Source organism: Oceanobacillus sp. FSL W8-0428 (assembly GCF_038004405.1).
GTDB classification, from domain to species: Bacteria; Bacillota; Bacilli; order Bacillales; family Amphibacillaceae; genus Oceanobacillus; species Oceanobacillus sojae.
Genome location: NZ_JBBORB010000001.1, coordinates 4,289,382 through 4,310,627 on the forward strand (window position 1 = coordinate 4,289,382; position 21,246 = coordinate 4,310,627).

Consider the following 21,246-nt stretch of genomic DNA (forward strand, 5'->3'; position numbering starts at 1 on the left):
ATGCCTTTTCAAATATTAATAAACGTATTGCTCGCGATACTCTGGATGTTTTTACAAAATGAGTATACATTCGTAAGTTTTCTTTTCGGCTATTTAATCGGAATTCTAATTTTATTCGTCATACGCCGTTTCCTTAAGTTTGATTTTTATTTAAAAAAAATCTGGGCTATTATTAAATTAATTTATCTCTTTATGATTGAATTAATTAAAGCTAATATTGATGTTGTGAAGGTAGTACTTAAACCGAAGCAGGATCATCAGCCTGGTATCGTTGCTGTCAGAACAAGCCTCGAATCAGATTTTGAAATTTCTATGCTGGCAGCATTAATCACTTTAACACCTGGAACGATTTCCATGGACTTCTCAGATGACAGTAAAACCATTTATGTGCATTCTATTGATGTTCCGGATAAAGAAGCAATGATTAAAGATATTCAAGATTCTTTTGAAAAAGCGATTATGGAGGTGACGAAATAATGTTTGATACAGTTATGATTATTGCATTAAGTGCACTCTCCATCGCACTTGTTTTATTGTTTATCCGTATTATTATCGGTCCTTCTACACAGGATAGAATTCTGGCATTGGATGCCATTGGTGTTCTGCTTGTCGGTTTTATCGGGATTCTGATGATTTTACAAGATACTTCCGTGTTCTCTGACATTGTTCTCGTACTGACTATTTTAGGATTTGTCGGGACCTTGACCCTGTCAAAATTCCTGGAAAGAGGTGTTGTCATTGACCGGGATGATTGAAGTAATTGTAGCTGTCTTTGTTATCATTGGTGTATTCTTCGCAGTAGTGAGTGCCATTGGTATTGTCAGATTAAAAGATGTATACAGCCGCGCACATGCCTCTGGTAAAAGCGCGACATTGGGTGTTATTTTTATTATGCTTGCTGTATTTATTCACTTTTTATCACAGGGCGAGATGAATGCAAAAATATTATTAGCTATTCTTTTCTTATTCTTAACAGCTCCGGTAGCCAGTTTAATGATAACAAGATCAGCCTACCGCAACGGTGTGAAACTCGATAAGAATACCGTAATCGACGATTTAAAAGAGATGTACGAAACCGATGACAGTAAACAAAATAAATGATTAAATAATTTAAAAGCTCAGATTCTCCTGAAATTTTGGGAGTCTGAGCTTTTTATATGGCTTCTTGGTTTATTGAAATTCTCAAGTGACGAAAGAAATATAATAATTTTTTATTTCAGCTCCCGTATTGTGCATGGACAGACACGTTTTTTACCTTCCGCACATAAGATTAGGCTATAGGCAATTACCTAGAAGATTTAAAGGTGCTGACTCTCGGAGGTGATGGGACTTGTCCATTGTATTATCTGCACTTGGATTATTTATTAAAGAAGCTTTATTTTTCGTCTCTTATGTAAAGAATCAATCTTTCCCCCAGCCACTATCCCCAAAAGAAGAAGCAAAATACATCCAATTAATGCAGGAAGGAGATGAAGAAGCCAGAAACAAACTGATTGAGCATAATCTCCGTCTCGTAGCTCATCTGGTGAAAAAATTTGAAAATACCGGGGAAGATATGGAAGACTTGATCTCTATCGGCACGATCGGTTTGATTAAAGGGGTTGAAAGCTTTTCTACCGGAAAAGGAACAAAGCTTGCTACTTATGCTGCGCGCTGTGTAGAGAATGAAATCCTTATGCACTTAAGAGCTTTAAAAAAGGTTAAAAAGGATGTATCCCTGCATGATCCAATTGGGCAGGATAAGGAAGGTAATGAAATCAGCTTAATTGATATTTTAGAAGCTGAAAATGAAAATGTCATTGAGTATATCCAATTAAATATGGAGATTTCTAAAATTGAACAATACTTCTCCATTCTGGACAGCCGGGAGCGCGAAGTGATTGTATACCGCTATGGTTTAAACGACCAGGATGAAATGACACAGAGGGAAATTGCGAAAAAGCTGAATATCTCCAGAAGCTATGTATCCCGTATTGAAAAGCGCGCGTTGATGAAGATTTTTCATGAGTATTATCGGAATGAGCATCCATCATTTTAAATATTGAAGTTGATTATTAAAATAAGAGTGCATATTAAAATGCTTCAAGTGAAAATTTATCACTTGAAGCATTTTTTGTATTACATCATATCATTTTTTCAGATACACCGATTCTTTTTATATGAATAAAATGACTACATAATTTAGTAAGGAGTGACGAAATTATGGTGTCATATATGGACTATACTTCCTCATCAGCCCAATTCTTTTTTGATGTAAATAAAAGTCCCCTGTTCAAAAAGGACAACAGAAACTTAATTAATGTTTTAGGAGTTCAACAGTTAAATACATTAGAAAATGTATCTCTGCTTGACATTTTTCTAAGTGAGGATAATGTTGTAGAACCGCACTATCATCAAAATGCAGCTGAGCTCGTTTACTGTATTTCCGGTGCTGCCACAGTTTCAATGCTTAACCCATTTACAAAAGAAATAATTAACATCCCTATTACACCTGGTCAAGTTGCGAACGTTCCACAGGGTTGGTGGCATTACGAGGTAGCTGCCGCAGATAACACGCATATATTAGCAATCTTTGATGCTCCAACGCCTGAAGTGGTTTTAGGCTCTGATATCTTAAAATTTACTCCCTCGAATATTATGGCTCATACTTATTGTCTGGATGAAAACCAGTGGAAAAAAGCGATAGTCCCCGTAAAACCGTCAACGTATATCGGTCCTTATAAGGATTGTGAAAGAGAAAATAATAGGATGGATGAGCAATATAGAAACAGGCCTTATCAACAGCAGGAGTATATTCAGCAGTATCAGCAAAATCCCTATGCTCCAAGATATCCATATTATTGAAATAGGTTAAGGAGTATAACAGAAACACGGTTTATGCCATTTTTTTATTTTAGCTTTAATAATTGTTATTGGGACCTTTTTCATTTCATTAAAAAGAGAGAAGCTCAACCTAAAGCTTCTCTCTCCCATACTCTCTATTCTTTTTCAATCTCCACATTCTTCGACGGTGAGAATGTGGAAATAGCGTGTTTAAAAATAAGCTGCTGCTTGCCATCTGTTTCTAACAGTACCGTAAAATTATCAAATGCTTTTACCGTTCCTCTTAATTGAAAACCGTTTGTTAAAAAAACTGTTACAAAGATATGATTTTTTCGCAGCTGATTCAAATATTGATCTTGAATGTTCACGGATTGAGCCATAAATGAGTTCCTCCTCTTTTCTATCTATACATCTTTATTCGATTTATTATTCTAAAAATCCTGCTAAATCACTTAAAATTAATTTCATTTGTTGCGATGCTTCTTTTTCAGTCAGCTGATACCAGTTCACATCCAGCTTATTCCGAAACCAAGTAAGCTGTCTTTTCGCATATTTGCGTGAGTTTTGTTTTACCGCAGCAATCGCATCTGTTTGTGATAATCGATTTTCCAAATAGGCAACAATCTCCTTATATCCAATCGCATGCATTGATTGACAGTCCTTATAACCTTTTTCAATAAGCGCCTGGACTTCATCGATTAAGCCTGCCTCTATCATTTGGTCCACCCGCCGGTTAATCCGATCATATAATATTGCCCGTTCCATATCTAATCCGATAATAAATGGATCATACGGAGACTCTGCCTGCTGCTCTTTTTGGTAGTCCGACATTGTCAGTCCGGTCAGTTCATAGACCTCTAATGCGCGCACAAGACGCCTATGATTATTTGGATGAACTTTTCCCGCTTGTTCCGGGTCGACCTGCTTCAAGCGCTCATAAAGCTTTTCTGTACCTTCTGCTTCAATCTGCTGAAACAGCTGATTTGTTAACTCCTCATCACGACGCTGATCAGAAAAATGATAATCAAACAGTACAGATTGAATATACAATCCGCTTCCCCCAACAATAATAGGAAGGTTACCTCGCTCATGAACAGCTTCAATATGATATTTCACATGCTCTTGGAAATCCGCCACAGAAAACGGCTGATCAGGACGGATAATATCAATCATATGATGAGGGATGCCTTCTGTTTCTTCTTGTGTTACCTTTGCCGTTCCAATATCCATTCCAATATATATTTGTGTCGAATCACCGCTGATAATTTCTCCCTGGAACTTTTTTGCAGCGGCAATTCCTAATGCTGTCTTTCCGACTGCAGTTGGTCCTACGATAGAAACTACTTTTTTCTTCATTTACCTATTCCTCAACTTCAATATTTTTGTTCCCATTCTACATAATACGCTTAAACATCTTTTCTAATTCATAGGTAGAGAAATGAACAATAATCGGTCTGCCATGCGGGCATGTAAAAGGATCTGTTGTACTGCGTAAATCCTCAAGCAATTGGAACATTTCTTCATTTGTTAAATAATGATTTGCCTTTATCGAACGTTTACAGGACATTAATATCGCCGCTTCCTCACGTATCTTTTCTACATTAACTGTTGATTCCTGAATAAACTGATCTACCATTTCACGTATAATTTCTTCTTCAAAACCTGTTGGAAACCATGTTGGATGAGAACGTATGACATAAGTTTGGCTGCCAAAAGGTTCAAAAAATAATCCGGCTTGTTCCAACGTATCCTTTGCTTCTTCGATAAAAATAGCTTCTTTTCTAGAAAAGTCAAAGGTCATCGGTATTAAAAGCTCCTGTGATTCATTAATTGGCTTGCCCAGCTTGTTTTTAAAAAATTCATATTTAACCCGCTCTTGCGCTGCATGCTGATCTACCATATATAAGCCATTTTCGTTTTGTGCCATAATATAGGTTCCTTGCAGCTGGCCAATTGGATACATCATTGGTACCCGTGTGTGCTGTTCTATTCTCTCTTCTGTTTCAAGAGGGGCTAAGATGTCTTTTAAAGGCTCCTCAGAGGCTCCGGCTTCTTGGCTGATAGTTGATTCGTATCCTTCCCCATTCATCTCTATGTCCTTATTCTCGTCACGAAGATAGGCGGGTTCATCCTTGTGAAATGGATTCTCTTCCTTGATAACCGGCTCTGATTTTTCAAATTCAATATTTTTCCCGGTTTCCTGAAATGGATTGACAGGCTCCGTCTCGAATTGAAAAGTATGCTGTTCTGATTTTTCTCTTGGTTCCGGCTTTTTCGTTACTTCTGGAATAAGCGTCATTTTCCGAAAATGAGACTGTATCATATCTCTGACAGCTGCATAAAGCTCTTTTTCTTTACTGAAACGAACCTCGAGCTTAGCAGGGTGGACATTCACATCAACCAATATAGAATCCATTTCAATGGAAAGGACAACAATTGGTGATCGGCCAATTGGAAGCAATGTATGATACCCTTCGATCACCGCTTTATTTATAGCAACGTTTCGGACAAATCTGCCATTAATAATGGTGGACATATAATTTCTGGACGCTCTCGTTACTTCCGGTTTCGCTATATATCCAGTAATCGTAAAATCTAATGTCCGGTATTCAACTGGTGACATTTGCTTGGCAACACTCATCCCATATACTTGTGAAATCACCTGAAGCATATCATTATTTCCTGATGTTTTTAAAAGCCCCTTGCCATTATGAGTTGCTTCAATCCGAATTTCCGGATGAGCCAGTCCCATCCGGTTCAAAACATCTGAGATATGCCCAAGCTCTGTATGCAGGCTCTTCATATATTTCAAACGCGCCGGTGTATTATAGAATAAATCTCTGACAACAATTTCTGTTCCTTGACGGGCATCGCTTTTACCTCTTTTGACCACTTCTCCGCCTTCTAATTCTAATGACACTCCTGCTGCGTTTCCTTCAGAAGTTTGAATAGAGAGTCTGCTTACAGAAGCAATACTCGCCAGTGCCTCTCCGCGGAATCCCAGTGTTTTCACATGGAATAAGTCAGTTTCTGTACTTATTTTACTTGTAGCATGTGGTAAAAAAGCTTTCTCCACATCTTCAGCAGCAATTCCAGAACCATTATCAACAATTCGTATTTCCGATAATCCTGCTTCATGTACATCGATTCGTATCCAGGTCGCTCCCGCATCAATGCTGTTTTCCATGATTTCTTTTACGACCGACGCGGGGCGTTCTACCACTTCCCCTGCCGCAATTTTATTTGCTAAGCTATCCGGCATTTGCATAATTGGCATGCTATCACCTTCCTATAAATGCGTGTTCAAAAAGTTGCCAAATTAGAAGCAAATCGGCAAAACCACTTCAACGATGAGATTCGCCGCTTATCATTTGGTGATTTTTTGAACTTCCTATTACTTTATCTTTTTCTGCAGGCGATACAGCTCATTCATAGCCTCTAATGGATTCATTTCCAATATATTTAAGCTTTTAAGCTCTTCCAAAGCTGTATTTTCTTTATTACTTAACTTTGCTCTCTTATTTTCTTTTCTGTTCTCCTCCACAAAGAAGGATAATTGATCTGATTGAGCTTCTTCCGGTTCAAGCGATGCTGCTGACTCGTTCAGATCTTCTTTTGTACCGCTGCTTTCAAAGCCTTTCAGAATAACAGAAGCACGGTTGATTAATTCGTCAGGCAAATCAGCTAATTTAGCTACATGAATCCCGTAGCTTTGATCCGCTGCTCCTTCTTTAATTTGATGAAGAAAAACAACATTTCCTTCATGCTCTTCCGCACGGACATGGATGTTTTTTAAGTGCTCTAACGAAGCTTCTAAAGCGGTCAGTTCATGATAATGGGTTGAAAACAGTGTTTTAGCATGAATATGGTTATGAATATACTCCACAATTGCCTGAGCCAAGGCCATCCCATCATACGTGCTTGTCCCCCGTCCAATTTCGTCTAATAGAATCAGACTGTTGGAGGTAGCATTTTGAATAGCATGCCTCGCTTCAAGCATCTCTACCATAAAGGTACTCTGCCCGGAAACAAGGTCATCTGCAGCACCTATCCTTGTAAAAATTTGATCAAAGACAGGTAATATCCCTGATTCAGCCGGGATAAAGCAGCCAGTCTGCCCCATAATCGCAATCAGAGCTACCTGTCGCATATAGGTACTCTTACCGGACATATTTGGACCAGTAATCAGCAGCATCTGATTATTGTCATCTAACTGCACATCATTGGGCACATAAGTTCCGCTCTTCATCACTTGCTCGACAACTGGATGGCGGCCGCCTTCTACAGAGAACACACCTTTTTGAAAGGCAGGACGCTTATAATTATTTTCTTCACTAATCGTTGCAAATCCTTGTAACACATCTATTTCACTAATTATTTGTGCAAGCTGCTGAATTAATGGAATATCCTGCTTGATCCGTTCTCTGAGTTTAATAAATAAATCATACTCCAGTTCAACACTTTTCTCATCTGCCTCTAAAATAAGTGTTTCTTTCTCTTTTAACTCTGGTGTGATAAATCGCTCCGCATTTGTAAGTGTTTGTTTACGGTCATAGCGGTCATCCTTTAGTAAAGGCAGATTTGGTCTCGTCACTTCAATGTAATAGCCAAATACACGGTTATATCCTATTTTAAGCGATTTAATACCGGTTAGTTCCCGTTCTTTTTTCTCTAAAGCTGCAATCCATTGTTTTCCGTTCCTGGAAGCATCGCGATATTTATCTAATTCTTCATGGTAGCCTTCCTTAATCAGAGCTCCTTCTTTGATAGAGATTGGCGGCTCTTCTACTAAACTTTTTTCCAAAAGGTCCACAATATAATCTGGGTAGATTAAAGAATCTGCCAGGTCTGTTACTTCAGAAACCTTAAGCTGCCCAAGTGTCTCTTTAATCGCAGGAATTTTCTGCAGCGATTGTTTTAACTGAATTAAATCTCTTGCATTAACATTCCCGAAAGCAATTCTTCCAGATAAACGTTCTAAGTCATATACTGATTTTAAGCTCTCTCTTAAGCTCTCCCGTTCCATAAAAGCATCCAGGAAAGTCCCGACAATCTCAAGACGGCGGTTTATTTTAACTTGATTTAACAACGGACGCTCCAGCCATTTTTTCAGCATTCTGGCTCCCATTGCTGTTACTGTCTTATCGAGCACCCATAATAAACTGCCATGCTTCGATTTTTTCATAATGGACTCTGTCAGCTCTAAATTACGTTTTGAATACATATCCAGGCTCATATATTGTTTTAATTCAATTACTTCTGCCGGCTGCAGATGATCTAAGGAGCGTTTTTGGGTATTCTGGATATAATTCAATAATCTGCTGAAAGCCTTCATCAGACGCTCATCATTTAAGTTCTCACTTAAATCGCGAAATTCCGCATTAAAATTCACTTCATCCTGATAGGACAGAGTAATCTGCAATCGTTCCCGGAGCTGTGCTTGCATTTCTTCAGGCAGGTTTGAGGAAACTACAATTTCCTTTACCGGCTGATGGTAAAATTCGTGAATCACACTATCCCAGCCGTCCTCCATTAAAGCAAGGCGATTCTCGCCGGTTGACAAATCGTTATAAGCAATCACAAAGGAGCCATCTTCAAAATGAGACAGGCTGCCGATATAATTGTTCTCTCCCTCCACAAGCATGTTGCTCTCCATAACCGTTCCCGGTGTAATCATTTGGACAACTTCCCGTTTAACAACACCTTTAGCTGTCTTTGGGTCTTCAACCTGCTCGCAGATAGCTACCTTGTACCCTTTTTCAATCAGTACCTTAATATAATTTTCTGCAGAATGATAAGGCACTCCGCACATTGGAATCGGGTCATTACCTCCCGCCCGTTTAGTTAAAGTAATTTCCAGCTCCTGTGCAGCCTTTGTTGCATCATCATAGAACAACTCATAGAAATCCCCGAGCCGATAAAATAAAAAGGCATCCTTATATTGTGATTTTATTTCTATGTATTGCTGCATCATTGGTGTTAATTTAGCCATAAAAAAGTTCCTCCAGCTTGCTATAATTATCTATTTTACTTCTATTTATATTGTAAACAGCTTCTTATATTGTTTGGTCTCATGCATCTTTTAAATGAAAATTTTAAGATGGATGGAATTTCATTATAGCATATTCCAAAGCATCCTTGTCCTATCTTGTTTGAAAAGAAAACGAGAGTATAGCTACCCTCGCTTCATTTTAATCTTTGTGTTTATGATGAATAAAATCTGGACGAATATCTTCTGCTTCATCATCGGTCATTTCATAATCCCACATAACATCATCTTCATCGTCATCGCTTTTCCAGTTTGGCTTTACTTTTACACAGATTTTTGTTTCACCAATAATCTGAACAACAAATTCACGTTCAATATCGATAGACACACTTCCACCTTTATCTGAAATCATGCACTCTAAGCAGTTGGGCTGCTGAAGCACTTTTGCAATAATATCGTATTCATCATTAATACAATTATCATCCTTCACAGATAAAGGAACTAAATCTGTATACTCCACCCTTTCTGTAACAACCTCTGTTTTCGTGTTGTCGTTGTAAGAATACCATACATTAATATCATAACTGCCACTGATAATGACAGTATCCTCAGACTTCTTCTTTGCGTGGTACAAATGGTTAATTACCCAGCATCCAAGAATACTTGTCGGACGATGGCTTGGAGTTATGGTATGGGTATCTTTGGTGAATTTTCTGCCTTTACCACATACTGCTTTCGTAATGATTTCTCTATATTCTTTATCAAGAAAAGTCATGATACATTTTACCTCCTCTTTTTTCATAGTCATTTTATGCACGGCAAATACCTAAAGTGCATAACTATTGCCAAGAAAAAAGAAAAGGAGCCGCCTCATAATAGCTTGAAAGGTTTTTATTTTTAAAAATGGGCTAAAAGTGGGCGCCTTTAACTGCTATAATGATGAATTTCTCTTTTTATATTCAGCGATAAAGAAAAGCCGGACAAATAACTGTCCGACTTTATCTGCTTATTCATTTTATTAAATTGATACAAAATTAGTGCGCACAGCTGGAACTATTTTGTGTTTGCGAACCTGTCTCACCTTTTAGCACATCGCCGCCTGTAGATTCAATAATATCATTTGTAACTGTACGGGATATTGTTTTGGAAACCAGCTGTAAGACATCATTTACAACAATTTGTGTTTCTTTAAACTCCTGAACAATAGGAATTTCATCAATTTCATTTTGTAATCGGTCAATTTCCTGCTCGATCCGCTGTAAGGCTTCCTTCTTATCATAGGCTTGGAAGTTTACCGCCTGTTTTTGTAAGGTTTTAATTTTCTTAATCAAGCTTTGGACTTTTTTATTCTGGTTTAATTTAGCCTCCACTTGTTTGAAACGTTCAATTTCTTCTGTATTTGCAAGCATTGCAGCTAATTTTCTTGCTTCATCAAGTACTTCTTTCCGCTCATACATTGCCATCTTATTCCACCTCAACTCTATTCTCGGCCATTACACCATTTAGTGACCATGTTTTCGTGTCTGTAATTTCTACCTCAACAATCTGCCCAATTACGGATTTAGGTCCTTTAAAGTTTACTAATTTATTCCGTTCTGTATAGCCGGCAAGAACATCTGGATCCTTCTTACTCTCTCCTTCAACAAGCACCTTAACAACTTCACCCTGATAAGTCTTCATTGATTCTGCTGATTGCTTATTAACCAGCTCATTTAAACGATATAAGCGCTGTTTTTTTACTTCTTCGGGTACATCATCTTTCTTTCTGGCAGCAGGTGTGCCTTCCCGTGGTGAATAGATGTAAGTATAAGCTGCTTCGAATCCTACTTCTTCCATTAATGTCATCGTTTCTTCAAACTGCTCTTCCGTTTCGTTCGGGAAGCCGACAATAATGTCTGTCGTAAGTGTCGCGTTAGGCATTGCTTCACGAATTTTTCGAACCAATTCTAAATATTCTTCCCTGGTATACTTACGATTCATTTTCTTTAATATTTCGCTGCTTCCAGATTGAACTGGCAAATGAATATGATCCAAAAGATTTCCGCCCTGTGCCAGAACTTCAATTAAACGATCATCAAAGTCGCGGGGATGCGAGGTTGTAAACCGGACACGCGGGATGTCAATTTTATGAATATCATCCATTAAATCGCCTAAGCCATATTCAATATCTTCAAAGTCTTTTCCATACGCGTTCACATTTTGACCGAGAAGCGTAACCTCTTTATAGCCCTGTGCGACAAGGTGACGTACTTCCTGAATAATATCCTGAGGACGGCGGCTGCGTTCTTTCCCTCGTGTCATTGGTACAATACAGTATGTACAGAACTTATCACAACCGTACATAATATTAACCCATGCTTTGATTTTACCTTTACGTACTTTTGGCAGATTCTCAATAATGTCGCCTTCTTTAGACCACACTTCAACAATCATTTCTTTACCGAACAATGCTTCTTTGACAAGATGCGGCAGACGGTGAATATTATGTGTTCCAAAAATCAAATCAATATGCTGATGTTTTTTCAAAATCCGGTCTACCACGGATTCTTCCTGTGACATACAGCCGCATACGCCAATAATAAGATCCGGTTTTTCCAATTTCAACGGTTTTAAATGCCCAATTTCACCGAATACTTTATTTTCAGCATTTTCACGGATAGCACAAGTATTAAGCAGGATAATATCCGCTTCTTCCGTTACATTTGTGGACTCATAGCCCATCTCAGATAAAATACCAGCCATTACTTCTGTATCATGCTCGTTCATTTGACAGCCATAGGTTCGTATTAGAAACTTTTTGCCTTCCCCAATTCGTTGCATATCCTCCGGGATAGAAAAATCATAATGAAACTGAATATCTTCCTTGCGACGTTTTCTCGCTTTCTTTATATCTGGAGCTTGCGGCTCATATTCCGCATGAAAATATTTAGCGATTAATTCTTCACTGGATGTATTCTTAATTCGTTCAATATTTGCTTCTTCGCTACGAATCTGGGCCTGCTGTTTACGTTGTTCTTCGTTCATCAGGTTGATCCCCCTTCTTTCATCGATTCATATGTATTGATGCACTAACTTACAGTATAAAGCCTACAGAAAAATTGTACAATACTCAAGGCTGTAAACATTAAAAAAATCTCTTTTTTCAAATTTGAAAAAAGAGATTTTTTCTGATTCATAAAGAAATAATTGCTAAATTACCAATTAATTTGAGAACGGGTATGCTTCTGTCCAATTGGGCAGTATATATGCCTCTTCTTATTGAACAGATGTGCGAAACACCCCTTATCTTGGCTCAATAATTAACTTAATAGCTGTACGTTCCTCATTATCAATTAAAATATCTGTAAATGCTGGTATACAGATTAAATCGACCCCACTTGGTGCTACAAAACCGCGAGCTATAGCAACTGCTTTGACGGATTGATTCAATGCTCCCGCACCGATCGCCTGGATTTCAGCCGTACCCCGTTCCCTAAGTACATTTGCCAAAGCTCCTGCCACTGAGTTTGGATTTGATTTTGCTGAAACTTTTAAAACTTCCATCACTAGTACCTCCTCATGTGCTATTTATACATTTATTGCTACTATTTCTCCTGGAGATGTATACCTTGTTCGACTGGACAATAAGCAGATATTATGCAAAGAAGGGGTGATCGTCATTAATGATAATCCTTGCAATGCTTAATGCTTTACCAGTCGAATCGTCCGTACTAATAAATACTCCATTTAGTTGTGTTCTTCCCTTTTTTTCGATTTCGAAACGTACTGGAAGGGAAGTTTGAAATCTTTTAATAACGGATTCCTTCTCCACGCCTAATATCGCATCATACGGTCCTGTCATCCCCACATCTGATATATATGCAGTACCACCGGGCAATATTCTTTCGTCGGCAGTTTGTGTATGGGTATGTGTGCCGACAACAGCTGTTACTCTTCCGTCTAAATACCAGCCAATTGCTTGTTTCTCACTTGTTGCTTCCCCATGAAAGTCTACAAAAACCGTTTTGGTTCTTTTTTTAGCCTCCTCAACTAACTGATCCGCTTTTTCAAATGGATCATCAATTGGCGGAAGGAATGTTCTTCCTTGCAGATTAATCACGGCAGCTTCTTTCCCATTAATATTCGTATAAGTAATGCCTTTTCCAGGATTATTTTCTGGAAAATTTGCCGGGCGGATCATAGCCGGTGCCTGATCAATAAACTCAAAAATTTCTTTTTTATCCCAAGTGTGGTTTCCCATTGTAATGACATGAGCACCTGCTTGCAGAAATTGCTTATAAATTTTTTCTGTGATTCCTTTTCCTGCAGCGGCATTCTCTCCATTTATAATGGTTAAATTCGGCTTATATTTTTCTTTTAATTTCGGCAAGTACTCCGTAATCATATCTCTTCCCGGAGAACCTACAACATCACCAATAAATAATATTTTCATTATTATCCAACCTTCCTTTGCTCCTGCTACATACACCCATATTATAATTCTCAAAAAAGGAGTCAATACCAAAATCTATGGGGACAAACAGCATTGAATTTGTTACTAGCAGCCGTTACGAAATACACTACGCTAGTTAAGTATCATTATCATAAGTATTCATATATTCCACCCATATATTTTTGCTGAAAAACTCGAAAAAGAATCAGAACTTTTTTATTTTCTTTAAAATACAGGATAGCTTATTTTACCTGAAAAAGTAAATGTATGCTCATCCTCAAATTTATATTTTTTATAGAACAAAAAAACAAAGGCGACATATGCCGCCCTTGCTTTTATTTTGCGTATTCAACTGCTCTTGTTTCCCGAATAACCGTAATCTTAATATGTCCAGGGTAGTCGAGCTCCCCTTCAATACGTTTTCTGATATCACGTGCAATTCTCGCTGATTCCATGTCATCAATATCATCAGGACGAACCATGATACGAATTTCACGACCGGCTTGGATAGCAAATGACTTCTCTACGCCTTCAAATGACTCAGATATCTCTTCCAGTTTTTCTAGACGCTTGATATAATTTTCAAGTGTTTCACTTCGAGCTCCTGGTCTGGCAGCAGAAAGTGCATCTGCAGCTGCAACTAATACAGCGATAACGGAGGTTGCCTCTTCATCTCCGTGGTGGGAAGCAATTGAATTTATAACAACTTCAGGTTCTTTGTATTTCATTGCCAATTCTTTACCAATTTCAACGTGACTGCCTTCCACTTCATGATCTATCGCTTTTCCGATATCATGCAGCAGGCCGGCTCTTTTAGCAAGATTTATATCTTCACCTAATTCAGCCGCCAGCAGTCCTGACAAGTAAGCAACTTCCATTGAGTGCTTCAAGACATTTTGACCGTAGCTTGTACGATATTTCAAACGACCCAGAATCTTTACAAGATCCGGATGTAATCCATGGACTCCAACTTCAAATGTTGTTTCTTCACCCACTTCACGTATATATTCATCAACATCACGTCTTGATTTTTCAACCATCTCTTCAATACGTGCCGGATGAATTCTACCATCTTGTACAAGTCTTTCTAATGCCATTCGTGCGATTTCACGCCGTATCGGATCAAAACCGGAAAGAATAACTGCTTCAGGGGTATCATCAATAATTAAATCAATTCCTGTTAATGTTTCTAATGTACGGATATTCCGTCCTTCTCTACCGATAATGCGGCCTTTCATCTCATCGTTTGGCAAGTTCACAACAGAGACCGTTGTTTCAGCAACGTGATCAGCTGCGCATCTTTGAAGTGCAAGTGATAAGATATTTTTCGCTTTCTTATCTGCTTCTTCATTCGCACGATTTTCAGCTTCTTTAATCATTACCGCTGATTCGTGCTGTACTTCTTTTTCGATACGCTCTAAAATAAGTTGTCTCGCTTGTTCGGTTGTATATCCTGAAATGCGCTCAAGCTCAGCTTGCTGCTCGTCTTTCATAGCTTCCACTTTGCTTTTCATTTCTTCAATTTGTTGTTGTTGTTCCACTAAAGTTTGTTCTTTCTGTTCAAGCAGAACTTCACGTTTGTCTAATGTTTCACTTTTTCTGTCCAGATTTTCTTCTTTTTGCATCAGACGATTTTCTTGCTTCTGAGCTTCCATACGACGCTCACGAATCTCATCTTCGGCTTGCTGACGAAGCTTGTGATTCTCATCCTTTGCTTCCAGAAGCGCCTCTTTCTTAGCAGCATCTGCATTTCTACGTGCTTCGTCCATAATTTGTTTAGCTAATGTTTCCGCACTAGAAATCTTAGCTTCTGCAATAGATTTACGTACCAGATAACCAACAACAATACCGACGACTAGAGCAAGCAAAATGGAGATGATAATAATAGCTGTGTTCATAACTTCACCTCCTATTGCCTATAAAATTGTAAATTGCGTATTTGTCGGCATATCACATTTTCAAATGCATTAAAATAAAGGTAATTTCATAATACAAATTATAAAATTATACACTATTAATATTAATTCTCACCAGCCTGAATGTCAAGGAGCACCCGATATATAAATTAAAATATATTCGAAATTTTGTTATATAGTTTGTTTATAAGAACAAACCCCTGCAAAACATCCTATAGTTTAAGAGTGTGCTACTCTTGACGAAACGCCGATGATATCAGGTTTCCGGTATACATTTAGCTGTTCCGAAATGTGTTATTTCCTCCCGTTTTTGACATTCAGAGCTGGGTATAGTATTCCTGAACTTCAGAACAAAAGCGCAGAGCGCCTACTTAAAAACGTAGAGATTGCGCCCCCGGTCTTTGGGGGTGGTTCGACCTTGGTCGAACTTCCTTTACTTTAAACCGATGTTGACTTTCACCCACAGGGCATAAGTGCGACTTTACCTCTGTCTACGCCTGACGGCTTGACAATCGCTAAGTCTTCTTTATCGCAGGGCGTGACGTGAAATCTCTAAAGTTTGGCGCTCGGAGCTGGACGCGGCTGTTTTTCTATAAATAGTTATCCACAAGGCAATAATTCTATAATTTCCTGGCAACAAAAAAACCATAGCACAGGTGTACTATGGTTTTTGAGTGAGGTACAAAGCAGGTTATATTAAAGATCCAGGCTTTCCTGCTCTTCTTTTGATTTTTCTTCAGGCTGTTCCAAGTCTTTGTCGAGCTCATAATGATCACGAATTGCTGCGCTGATTTCTTCAAATAATGCTTCATTTTCCTTCAGGAATATTTTAGCATTCTCTCTGCCTTGACCTAAACGGTCTCCATTATAAGAATACCAGGCACCGCTTTTTTGTACGATATCAAGATCCGAGCCAATATCAAGGACCTCTCCTTCTTTGGAAACACCTTTACCATACATAATATCTACTTCAGCCTGTTTGAACGGAGGTGCTACTTTGTTTTTCACAACCTTAATACGGGCTTTATTCCCTACCACGTCATTGCCAACCTTAAGTGTTTCGGCACGGCGCACTTCCAGTCTTACAGAAGAATAGAATTTTAATGCACGGCCGCCAGGAGTAGTTTCTGGATTTCCAAACATAACGCCTACTTTTTCACGGATCTGGTTAATAAAAATAGCTGTCGTTTTTGATTTATTAATTGCCCCTGAAAGCTTACGAAGTGCCTGCGACATTAATCTTGCCTGCAAGCCGACATGAGAGTCTCCCATTTCCCCTTCAATCTCTGCTTTTGGTACAAGTGCTGCTACAGAGTCTACAACAACAATATCTACTGCACCGCTTCGAACAAGCGCTTCAGCAATTTCCAAAGCTTGTTCTCCTGTATCCGGCTGCGATAGCAGAAGTTCATCAATATTAACGCCTAAAGCTCTTGCATAGATGGGATCTAATGCATGCTCTGCGTCAATAAAAGCTGCCTGACCACCTTTTTTTTGAGCTTCTGCAATAGCATGAAGCGCAACGGTAGTTTTACCGGAAGATTCCGGACCATATATCTCTACTACTCTTCCTTTCGGATACCCGCCAATTCCAAGAGCTACATCTAAAGCCAATGAACCACTTGGAATAGTTGCCATCTTAGGTATTTCATGTTCCCCCATTTTCATAATAGAACCTTTACCAAATTGTTTCTCTATTTGTCTTAAAGCCATATCTAAAGCTTGTTGTTTATCACTCACCGAAACTACCTCCTTTATCTATCTTTATCCATCATACAACGTTTTTACATATTTAACAAGCAAAAAGACGAATAAATGTTCTGCTATTTTTATATCAGATTTTACTTCAAAAATTAAAATCTATACATTCTTTTGTTCAAAAATGCCTAATTCTCTCTCTTATACAAACTGAATTATTAAATCTGCCTCTTTTGTAATAAAAATAAAACTTTCATTCACCTTAAAAAATTATTTTAAGTATTGATATAATAATTCAAAGCCTTTTAATACAGCTCTTTCACGGATATTATTACGGTTTCCTGATAAAAGGATAGAGCTTGACTCTACAATTTTCTCTTCATCAAAAATAGCAATATAGACTTGTCCGACCGGTTTTGCTTCCTGCGTATCAGGACCGGCAACCCCTGTAAAAGAAATAGCCATTGGTGTATTTAATTTAAAAGCTGCCTGTTCAGCCATCTTTTCAGCACATTCCTTACTCACCACACCGTATTCAGCAATCCATTCTGGAGATAAATCTAATAAAGATTCCTTTGCAGATGTTTGATAAGTAATTAAACTGCCTGCAAAAACATTGGAGGCTCCAGCGGCTGACACAAGATTACTAGAGAATAGTCCACCTGTTAAACTTTCTGCTGCACCAATTGTTTTTTCTTTTTCAGCTAATAACTCAATAACTTTATTCTCAATCGTCTGATCGTCCTCACCGAAGCAGTATTCACCGATACGGGCTAAAATTTCTTGCTTTTTATCTGCGACCAGCTTTTGGGCATCTTCTTTCGATGAAGCACTTGCTGTAACCCGGATGACCACACCCTGATCCTGAGCAAGGGGAGCTATTGTCGGATTTGTCTGTCCATGAATCATATCTGTCAGTTCATGCTCCAGATTAGATTCGCCGATACCAATAAATTTTAAGACCGTGGATTGGATTACCTGCTGTTTGCCTGTTAAGTTTTCTAAAAATGGAAATAATTCTTCTGATGAAATTTGCTTCATTTCCCGTGGAACTCCCGGCAAAAAGAACCAATGTGTATCCTGATAATCTACATACATTCCCGGAGCCATACCAGCATTATTTTTTAAAACACTGGCGCCTTTAAATACTCGGGCCTGCTTGCGATTATTCGGCGTCATCGTACGGTTGCGTTCTTTAAAATAACTTTCTATCTTCTCCATCGTAGTCTTATCTTCTAGAATTTCAAGGCCGGTCATTTGTTCAAAACCTTCACGGGTTAAATCATCCTCTGTAGGCCCTAAACCGCCTGTGACAATGACAATATCCGAACGTGACTGTGCCAGCCGAAATGCCTGCTCGACACGATCTAAATTATCTCCCACTACGGTATGGTTATAAACATTAATTCCATAAGTAGCTAATTGTTCAGACAGCCACTGGGCATTTGTATTTGCTATTTGGCCTAATAATAATTCTGTACCTACTGCAACAATTTCTGCTTGATAATTTTTTGTCATTTAGAATCCCTCATCACATGCCAGTTTTTAACAAAATAGTCCACCCCTGAAATAATAGTGAACACTAAAGAAATATATAACATAATCGTACCAAATGGAAAGCTCATATAAGAAAATGGAAAATTATGCAGCAATAAAGAAGCTATGGCAATCATTTGTGTAGCTGTTTTTAATTTCCCCATACTCCCTGCAGCCAAAACAATTCCTTCACCTGCTGCAACCAGCCTTAATCCAGTAACTGCAAACTCTCTGCTGATAATAATAATAACAACCCATGCTGGAGCAAGCTCTATCTCTACTAATAAAATAAGAGCTGCGGAAACAAGCAGCTTATCTGCTAAAGGATCCATAAATTTCCCTAAATTGGTAACCAGATTATGTTTTCTTGCATAATAGCCATCTACCCAGTCTGTGCCTGCTGCAATAATAAATATCAGAGCTGCAGCAAAATGAGCAACGGGTAATTCTGCATTTCCAATATTCCAGCTTCCCCATGGAAAGGGTACTGCCAGTAATATCATAAAAAGCGGTATCATTAAAATACGAGAAAAAGTTAGTTTATTTGGTAAATTCATTTTATATCCTCCATTTTTTCTTATAGTACGTGTTCAAAAAGTCGGATAAATAGGACCAAGAAGTTTAATACGACTAGTTTTTTCTGAGCGGAACGTATGCTTTATAATACGTGAGTAACGCTCTTGGTGGGGCAAGTAATCGCAAATGTTTCGATGGGACGAGTAATCTCAGTCCCATCGGAAAAAGCTAGTCAACGCACTTCTCACGTGTTGCGGCGCCTTCTACGTTGTTGCCCACACGACGTACCCGTTCTTAGTAGAAGATCCTCTTATCGCCGCGTCATCTTTATTGGACTTTTTGAACATCCTCTTATAGTGCATCATGTGCATGAAGTAAACCCTCCCTTTCAGGGAGGGTTTACAGGTTACTTAATATAGTTAATTACCAATTTGTAACTCTAAACGCTGATGGATTGCAGATGTTGGGTACTCAATATCTGTTCCATCAACAGAAATTGTTACAGCTGATGAATTACCTATATTTAGTAATACGGAATCTTCATCAGAAATATCAATTTCTAATGGGGATGCTTCTGCATCAAAATTGCCGCTGAATAAGGACTCGTCATCTCCGCCGGTTACATCTAACCAGCTGTTCAAGTCTGCATCAGCTGATTCCAGCGTTAATACAGCTTCATCACTAACATTTGATATCTCAAGTACAGATGTTGGAGAAGACCCTGTTCCTTCTTCTACTACCTCAACAGAAACTTCTTCATTTTCTTCTGTTTCCTGTTCCTCATCTTCATTTCCTTCGTCATCGTTATTCTCTTCAGAATCATCTGCTGCAGCGTCATTACCATTGCCACTATCATCTGAATCGGTAATAATCGTACTGCTATCCGTATTATTATCCTCAACTGGCTCTCCTTCATTCGAGGAGGAGCTCTGACGCAGGAAAAATATTGCTACCGCGATAATAGCGATAATTAATAAAATAACTGTAACCGTTGGAATGATGGATGATGAACGAGATTCTTTATCTGATTTACTCTCTTTTCTTGTCCGTTGTATCCGGCTGTATTGTACATTTTCTTCTTCTTCTTCTGTGGGAGGAAGCTCCTCTTTATGATCTGTCATAAGCTCGTCCGGATTTATCCCTACCGCAGACGCATATTCTTTTATAAAAGCACGTGTGTAGAATTTCCCTGGGAGAATATTGAAATTCCCTTCTTCAATTGCAACTAAATACCTTTTTTGTATTTTTGTTTTTTCCTGCAGGCTGTCCAGAGAAATATCTTTGGCCAGCCGTGCTTCTTTTAGTTTTTCACCAACATCCATTTAAAACACCTTCCACCTTTGTAAATTAAAACATCGAGAATCCGTCCTGCCGTAAATCTTCATTTTCCACTGTTTCATAAGTGATTTCCTGATCTTCGTGGGTTCTGAGCTCAATAATATAATCAAAATCCTCCATGCTGTATTCCGTAGATTGAACGAATATATCCGGATGTTCAATCACCTTGACAGTCGGCAGCTGCATAATTTCTCTAATCAGCTGCCAGTGCTCTTCTTCATTCATTTTTCTTTTTGACACAATACCATCGATAATGTAAATATTGTCTGAATCATATTCCCCTTCAATTAAACTTTTACGCACAGTTTGTTTAATCATAGTGCTGGATACAAACAGCCATCTCTTATTTGCGCTGACACTCGCTGCAACAACAGATTCTGTTTTTCCTACTCTGGGCATTCCTCTTATCCCAATAAGTTTATGCCCTTCCACCTTAAATAATTCAGCCATAAAATCGACTAAAAGTCCAAGTTCATTTCGTACAAAACGAATAGTTTTACGGTCCTCATTATCGTGATGGATGAACTTTCCATGCCGGACTGTAATTTTATCACGTAATTTAGGCTTACGAAGTTTGTGTACTTTAATCGCATCCATTGTTTCTAAAATATATTTAAGTCTAACTATATTTTCATCATACTTAGACAGGATGAGCATGGCTCTGCGAGAATTTTCCACACCATTAATCATAATGATATTAATGGAGAGCATTCCAAGTAAAGAGGAAATTTCGCCTAATAATCCCGGGCGGTTTTTTAAATTTTCATACTCTAGGTACCACTGTGTTCTGTCCATGATAAGCTCCTTTTAGAGTCTGCTCAAAAAGCCTGAATTAAAAATAACACGTCAGGAAAGAGACATCCCAATCCTTTTTATCGTCTTTTTGAACATACACTTTTTAAAGTAATCTTTTCAAACAGATAACTTATTATGTCGTACTATGTATCATCATATCGAAAAAAGGATAATGTTTCTATTATAATATACCATCTTTTTAG

At 38.3% G+C, this 21,246-nt stretch carries 20 protein-coding genes; 5 read left to right on the plus strand and 15 right to left on the minus strand.

Annotated features, from left to right (window positions below):
- From MKY30_RS20670 to MKY30_RS20690, 5 genes are all read left to right on the plus strand, one after another.
- Complete coding sequence (locus tag MKY30_RS20670; protein WP_341085236.1) at window positions 1-477, plus strand: Na+/H+ antiporter subunit E; 477 nt, start codon at window positions 1-3, stop codon at window positions 475-477.
- Window positions 477-755: a Na(+)/H(+) antiporter subunit F1 gene (locus MKY30_RS20675; protein WP_152656324.1), complete on the plus strand. Its 279-nt coding sequence runs from the start codon at window positions 477-479 to the stop codon at window positions 753-755. Before MKY30_RS20670 ends, MKY30_RS20675 begins: the two co-directional genes overlap by 1 nt.
- A complete protein-coding gene (gene mnhG, locus MKY30_RS20680; protein WP_147209675.1) occupies window positions 748-1,101 on the plus strand; it encodes a monovalent cation/H(+) antiporter subunit G in 354 nt (117 codons plus the stop codon). Before MKY30_RS20675 ends, mnhG begins: the two co-directional genes overlap by 8 nt.
- Before the next feature lie 229 nt (window positions 1,102-1,330).
- Complete coding sequence (gene sigK, locus MKY30_RS20685) at window positions 1,331-2,038, plus strand: RNA polymerase sporulation sigma factor SigK (RefSeq protein WP_147209483.1); 708 nt, start codon at window positions 1,331-1,333, stop codon at window positions 2,036-2,038.
- 164 nt (window positions 2,039-2,202) lie between these two features.
- Window positions 2,203-2,844: a cupin domain-containing protein gene (locus MKY30_RS20690; RefSeq protein WP_341085238.1), complete on the plus strand. Its 642-nt coding sequence runs from the start codon at window positions 2,203-2,205 to the stop codon at window positions 2,842-2,844.
- A gap of 134 nt (window positions 2,845-2,978) precedes the next feature.
- Here the strand turns inward: MKY30_RS20690 and hfq are convergent, their stop codons facing one another.
- The 15 genes from hfq to MKY30_RS20765 all read right to left on the minus strand — a co-directional run bounded on the left by hfq (window position 2,979) and on the right by MKY30_RS20765 (window position 21,043).
- Window positions 2,979-3,203 carry an RNA chaperone Hfq gene (gene hfq, locus MKY30_RS20695; RefSeq protein ID WP_077601236.1) on the minus strand — a complete coding sequence of 75 codons (225 nt, stop codon included), beginning with the start codon at window positions 3,201-3,203 and terminating at the stop codon, window positions 2,979-2,981.
- Window positions 3,204-3,249: 46 nt separating this feature from the next.
- Window positions 3,250-4,179 carry a tRNA (adenosine(37)-N6)-dimethylallyltransferase MiaA gene (gene miaA, locus MKY30_RS20700; protein WP_147209486.1) on the minus strand — a complete coding sequence of 310 codons (930 nt, stop codon included), beginning with the start codon at window positions 4,177-4,179 and terminating at the stop codon, window positions 3,250-3,252.
- 37 nt (window positions 4,180-4,216) lie between these two features.
- On the minus strand, window positions 4,217-6,100 hold the full coding sequence (gene mutL, locus MKY30_RS20705; RefSeq protein WP_147209487.1) for a DNA mismatch repair endonuclease MutL: 1,884 nt from the start codon (window positions 6,098-6,100) through the stop codon (window positions 4,217-4,219).
- Window positions 6,101-6,217: 117 nt separating this feature from the next.
- Window positions 6,218-8,815 (minus strand): DNA mismatch repair protein MutS, encoded by a 2,598-nt coding sequence (gene mutS, locus MKY30_RS20710; protein WP_156986100.1) that lies wholly within the window; start codon window positions 8,813-8,815, stop codon window positions 6,218-6,220.
- A gap of 199 nt (window positions 8,816-9,014) precedes the next feature.
- Window positions 9,015-9,587: an outer spore coat protein CotE gene (locus MKY30_RS20715; RefSeq protein WP_147209489.1), complete on the minus strand. Its 573-nt coding sequence runs from the start codon at window positions 9,585-9,587 to the stop codon at window positions 9,015-9,017.
- Between the two features lie 259 nt (window positions 9,588-9,846).
- Window positions 9,847-10,275: a RicAFT regulatory complex protein RicA family protein gene (locus MKY30_RS20720; RefSeq protein WP_341085241.1), complete on the minus strand. Its 429-nt coding sequence runs from the start codon at window positions 10,273-10,275 to the stop codon at window positions 9,847-9,849.
- Between the two features lies 1 nt (window position 10,276).
- On the minus strand, window positions 10,277-11,836 hold the full coding sequence (gene miaB, locus MKY30_RS20725; RefSeq protein ID WP_147209491.1) for a tRNA (N6-isopentenyl adenosine(37)-C2)-methylthiotransferase MiaB: 1,560 nt from the start codon (window positions 11,834-11,836) through the stop codon (window positions 10,277-10,279).
- Between the two features lie 258 nt (window positions 11,837-12,094).
- Window positions 12,095-12,355: a stage V sporulation protein S gene (locus MKY30_RS20730; RefSeq protein ID WP_042534912.1), complete on the minus strand. Its 261-nt coding sequence runs from the start codon at window positions 12,353-12,355 to the stop codon at window positions 12,095-12,097.
- Window positions 12,356-12,446: 91 nt separating this feature from the next.
- Window positions 12,447-13,244, minus strand: coding sequence for a TIGR00282 family metallophosphoesterase (locus tag MKY30_RS20735; protein ID WP_147209492.1), 798 nt, complete (start codon window positions 13,242-13,244; stop codon window positions 12,447-12,449).
- A gap of 335 nt (window positions 13,245-13,579) precedes the next feature.
- Entirely contained in the window at window positions 13,580-15,142 is a 1,563-nt protein-coding gene (rny, locus tag MKY30_RS20740) for a ribonuclease Y (RefSeq protein WP_147209493.1), read from the minus strand.
- Window positions 15,143-15,856: 714 nt separating this feature from the next.
- Window positions 15,857-16,900, minus strand: a complete 1,044-nt coding sequence (recA, locus tag MKY30_RS20745; RefSeq protein ID WP_147209494.1) for a recombinase RecA — start codon at window positions 16,898-16,900, stop codon at window positions 15,857-15,859.
- Between the two features lie 228 nt (window positions 16,901-17,128).
- Window positions 17,129-18,376: a competence/damage-inducible protein A gene (locus MKY30_RS20750; RefSeq protein ID WP_341085244.1), complete on the minus strand. Its 1,248-nt coding sequence runs from the start codon at window positions 18,374-18,376 to the stop codon at window positions 17,129-17,131.
- Entirely contained in the window at window positions 18,373-18,951 is a 579-nt protein-coding gene (gene pgsA / locus MKY30_RS20755) for a CDP-diacylglycerol--glycerol-3-phosphate 3-phosphatidyltransferase (RefSeq protein WP_147209496.1), read from the minus strand. Before pgsA ends, MKY30_RS20750 begins: the two co-directional genes overlap by 4 nt.
- A 378-nt stretch (window positions 18,952-19,329) precedes the next feature.
- Window positions 19,330-20,232: a helix-turn-helix domain-containing protein gene (locus tag MKY30_RS20760; RefSeq protein ID WP_341085245.1), complete on the minus strand. Its 903-nt coding sequence runs from the start codon at window positions 20,230-20,232 to the stop codon at window positions 19,330-19,332.
- A 25-nt stretch (window positions 20,233-20,257) separates the two neighbouring features.
- Window positions 20,258-21,043 carry a DUF3388 domain-containing protein gene (locus MKY30_RS20765; protein WP_147209498.1) on the minus strand — a complete coding sequence of 262 codons (786 nt, stop codon included), beginning with the start codon at window positions 21,041-21,043 and terminating at the stop codon, window positions 20,258-20,260.
- Window positions 21,044-21,246 lie beyond the last annotated feature (203 nt).

Coding starts and splice junctions, on each gene's coding strand:
- MKY30_RS20760 (WP_341085245.1), bottom strand. CDS start 20,232: ATGGATGTTGGTGAAAAACTAAAAGAAGCACGGCTGGCCAAAGATATT.
- MKY30_RS20730 (WP_042534912.1), bottom strand. CDS start 12,355: ATGGAAGTTTTAAAAGTTTCAGCAAAATCAAATCCAAACTCAGTGGCA.
- MKY30_RS20720 (WP_341085241.1), bottom strand. CDS start 10,275: ATGGCAATGTATGAGCGGAAAGAAGTACTTGATGAAGCAAGAAAATTA.
- MKY30_RS20675 (WP_152656324.1), top strand. CDS start 477: ATGTTTGATACAGTTATGATTATTGCATTAAGTGCACTCTCCATCGCA.
- MKY30_RS20715 (WP_147209489.1), bottom strand. CDS start 9,587: ATGACTTTTCTTGATAAAGAATATAGAGAAATCATTACGAAAGCAGTA.
- hfq (WP_077601236.1), bottom strand. CDS start 3,203: ATGGCTCAATCCGTGAACATTCAAGATCAATATTTGAATCAGCTGCGA.
- mutL (WP_147209487.1), bottom strand. CDS start 6,100: ATGCCAATTATGCAAATGCCGGATAGCTTAGCAAATAAAATTGCGGCA.
- rny (WP_147209493.1), bottom strand. CDS start 15,142: ATGAACACAGCTATTATTATCATCTCCATTTTGCTTGCTCTAGTCGTC.
- MKY30_RS20690 (WP_341085238.1), top strand. CDS start 2,203: ATGGTGTCATATATGGACTATACTTCCTCATCAGCCCAATTCTTTTTT.
- MKY30_RS20670 (WP_341085236.1), top strand. CDS start 1: ATGCCTTTTCAAATATTAATAAACGTATTGCTCGCGATACTCTGGATG.
- MKY30_RS20765 (WP_147209498.1), bottom strand. CDS start 21,043: ATGGACAGAACACAGTGGTACCTAGAGTATGAAAATTTAAAAAACCGC.
- miaA (WP_147209486.1), bottom strand. CDS start 4,179: ATGAAGAAAAAAGTAGTTTCTATCGTAGGACCAACTGCAGTCGGAAAG.
- MKY30_RS20735 (WP_147209492.1), bottom strand. CDS start 13,244: ATGAAAATATTATTTATTGGTGATGTTGTAGGTTCTCCGGGAAGAGAT.
- mutS (WP_156986100.1), bottom strand. CDS start 8,815: ATGGCTAAATTAACACCAATGATGCAGCAATACATAGAAATAAAATCA.
- pgsA (WP_147209496.1), bottom strand. CDS start 18,951: ATGAATTTACCAAATAAACTAACTTTTTCTCGTATTTTAATGATACCG.
- MKY30_RS20750 (WP_341085244.1), bottom strand. CDS start 18,376: ATGACAAAAAATTATCAAGCAGAAATTGTTGCAGTAGGTACAGAATTA.
- miaB (WP_147209491.1), bottom strand. CDS start 11,836: ATGAACGAAGAACAACGTAAACAGCAGGCCCAGATTCGTAGCGAAGAA.
- mnhG (WP_147209675.1), top strand. CDS start 748: ATGATTGAAGTAATTGTAGCTGTCTTTGTTATCATTGGTGTATTCTTC.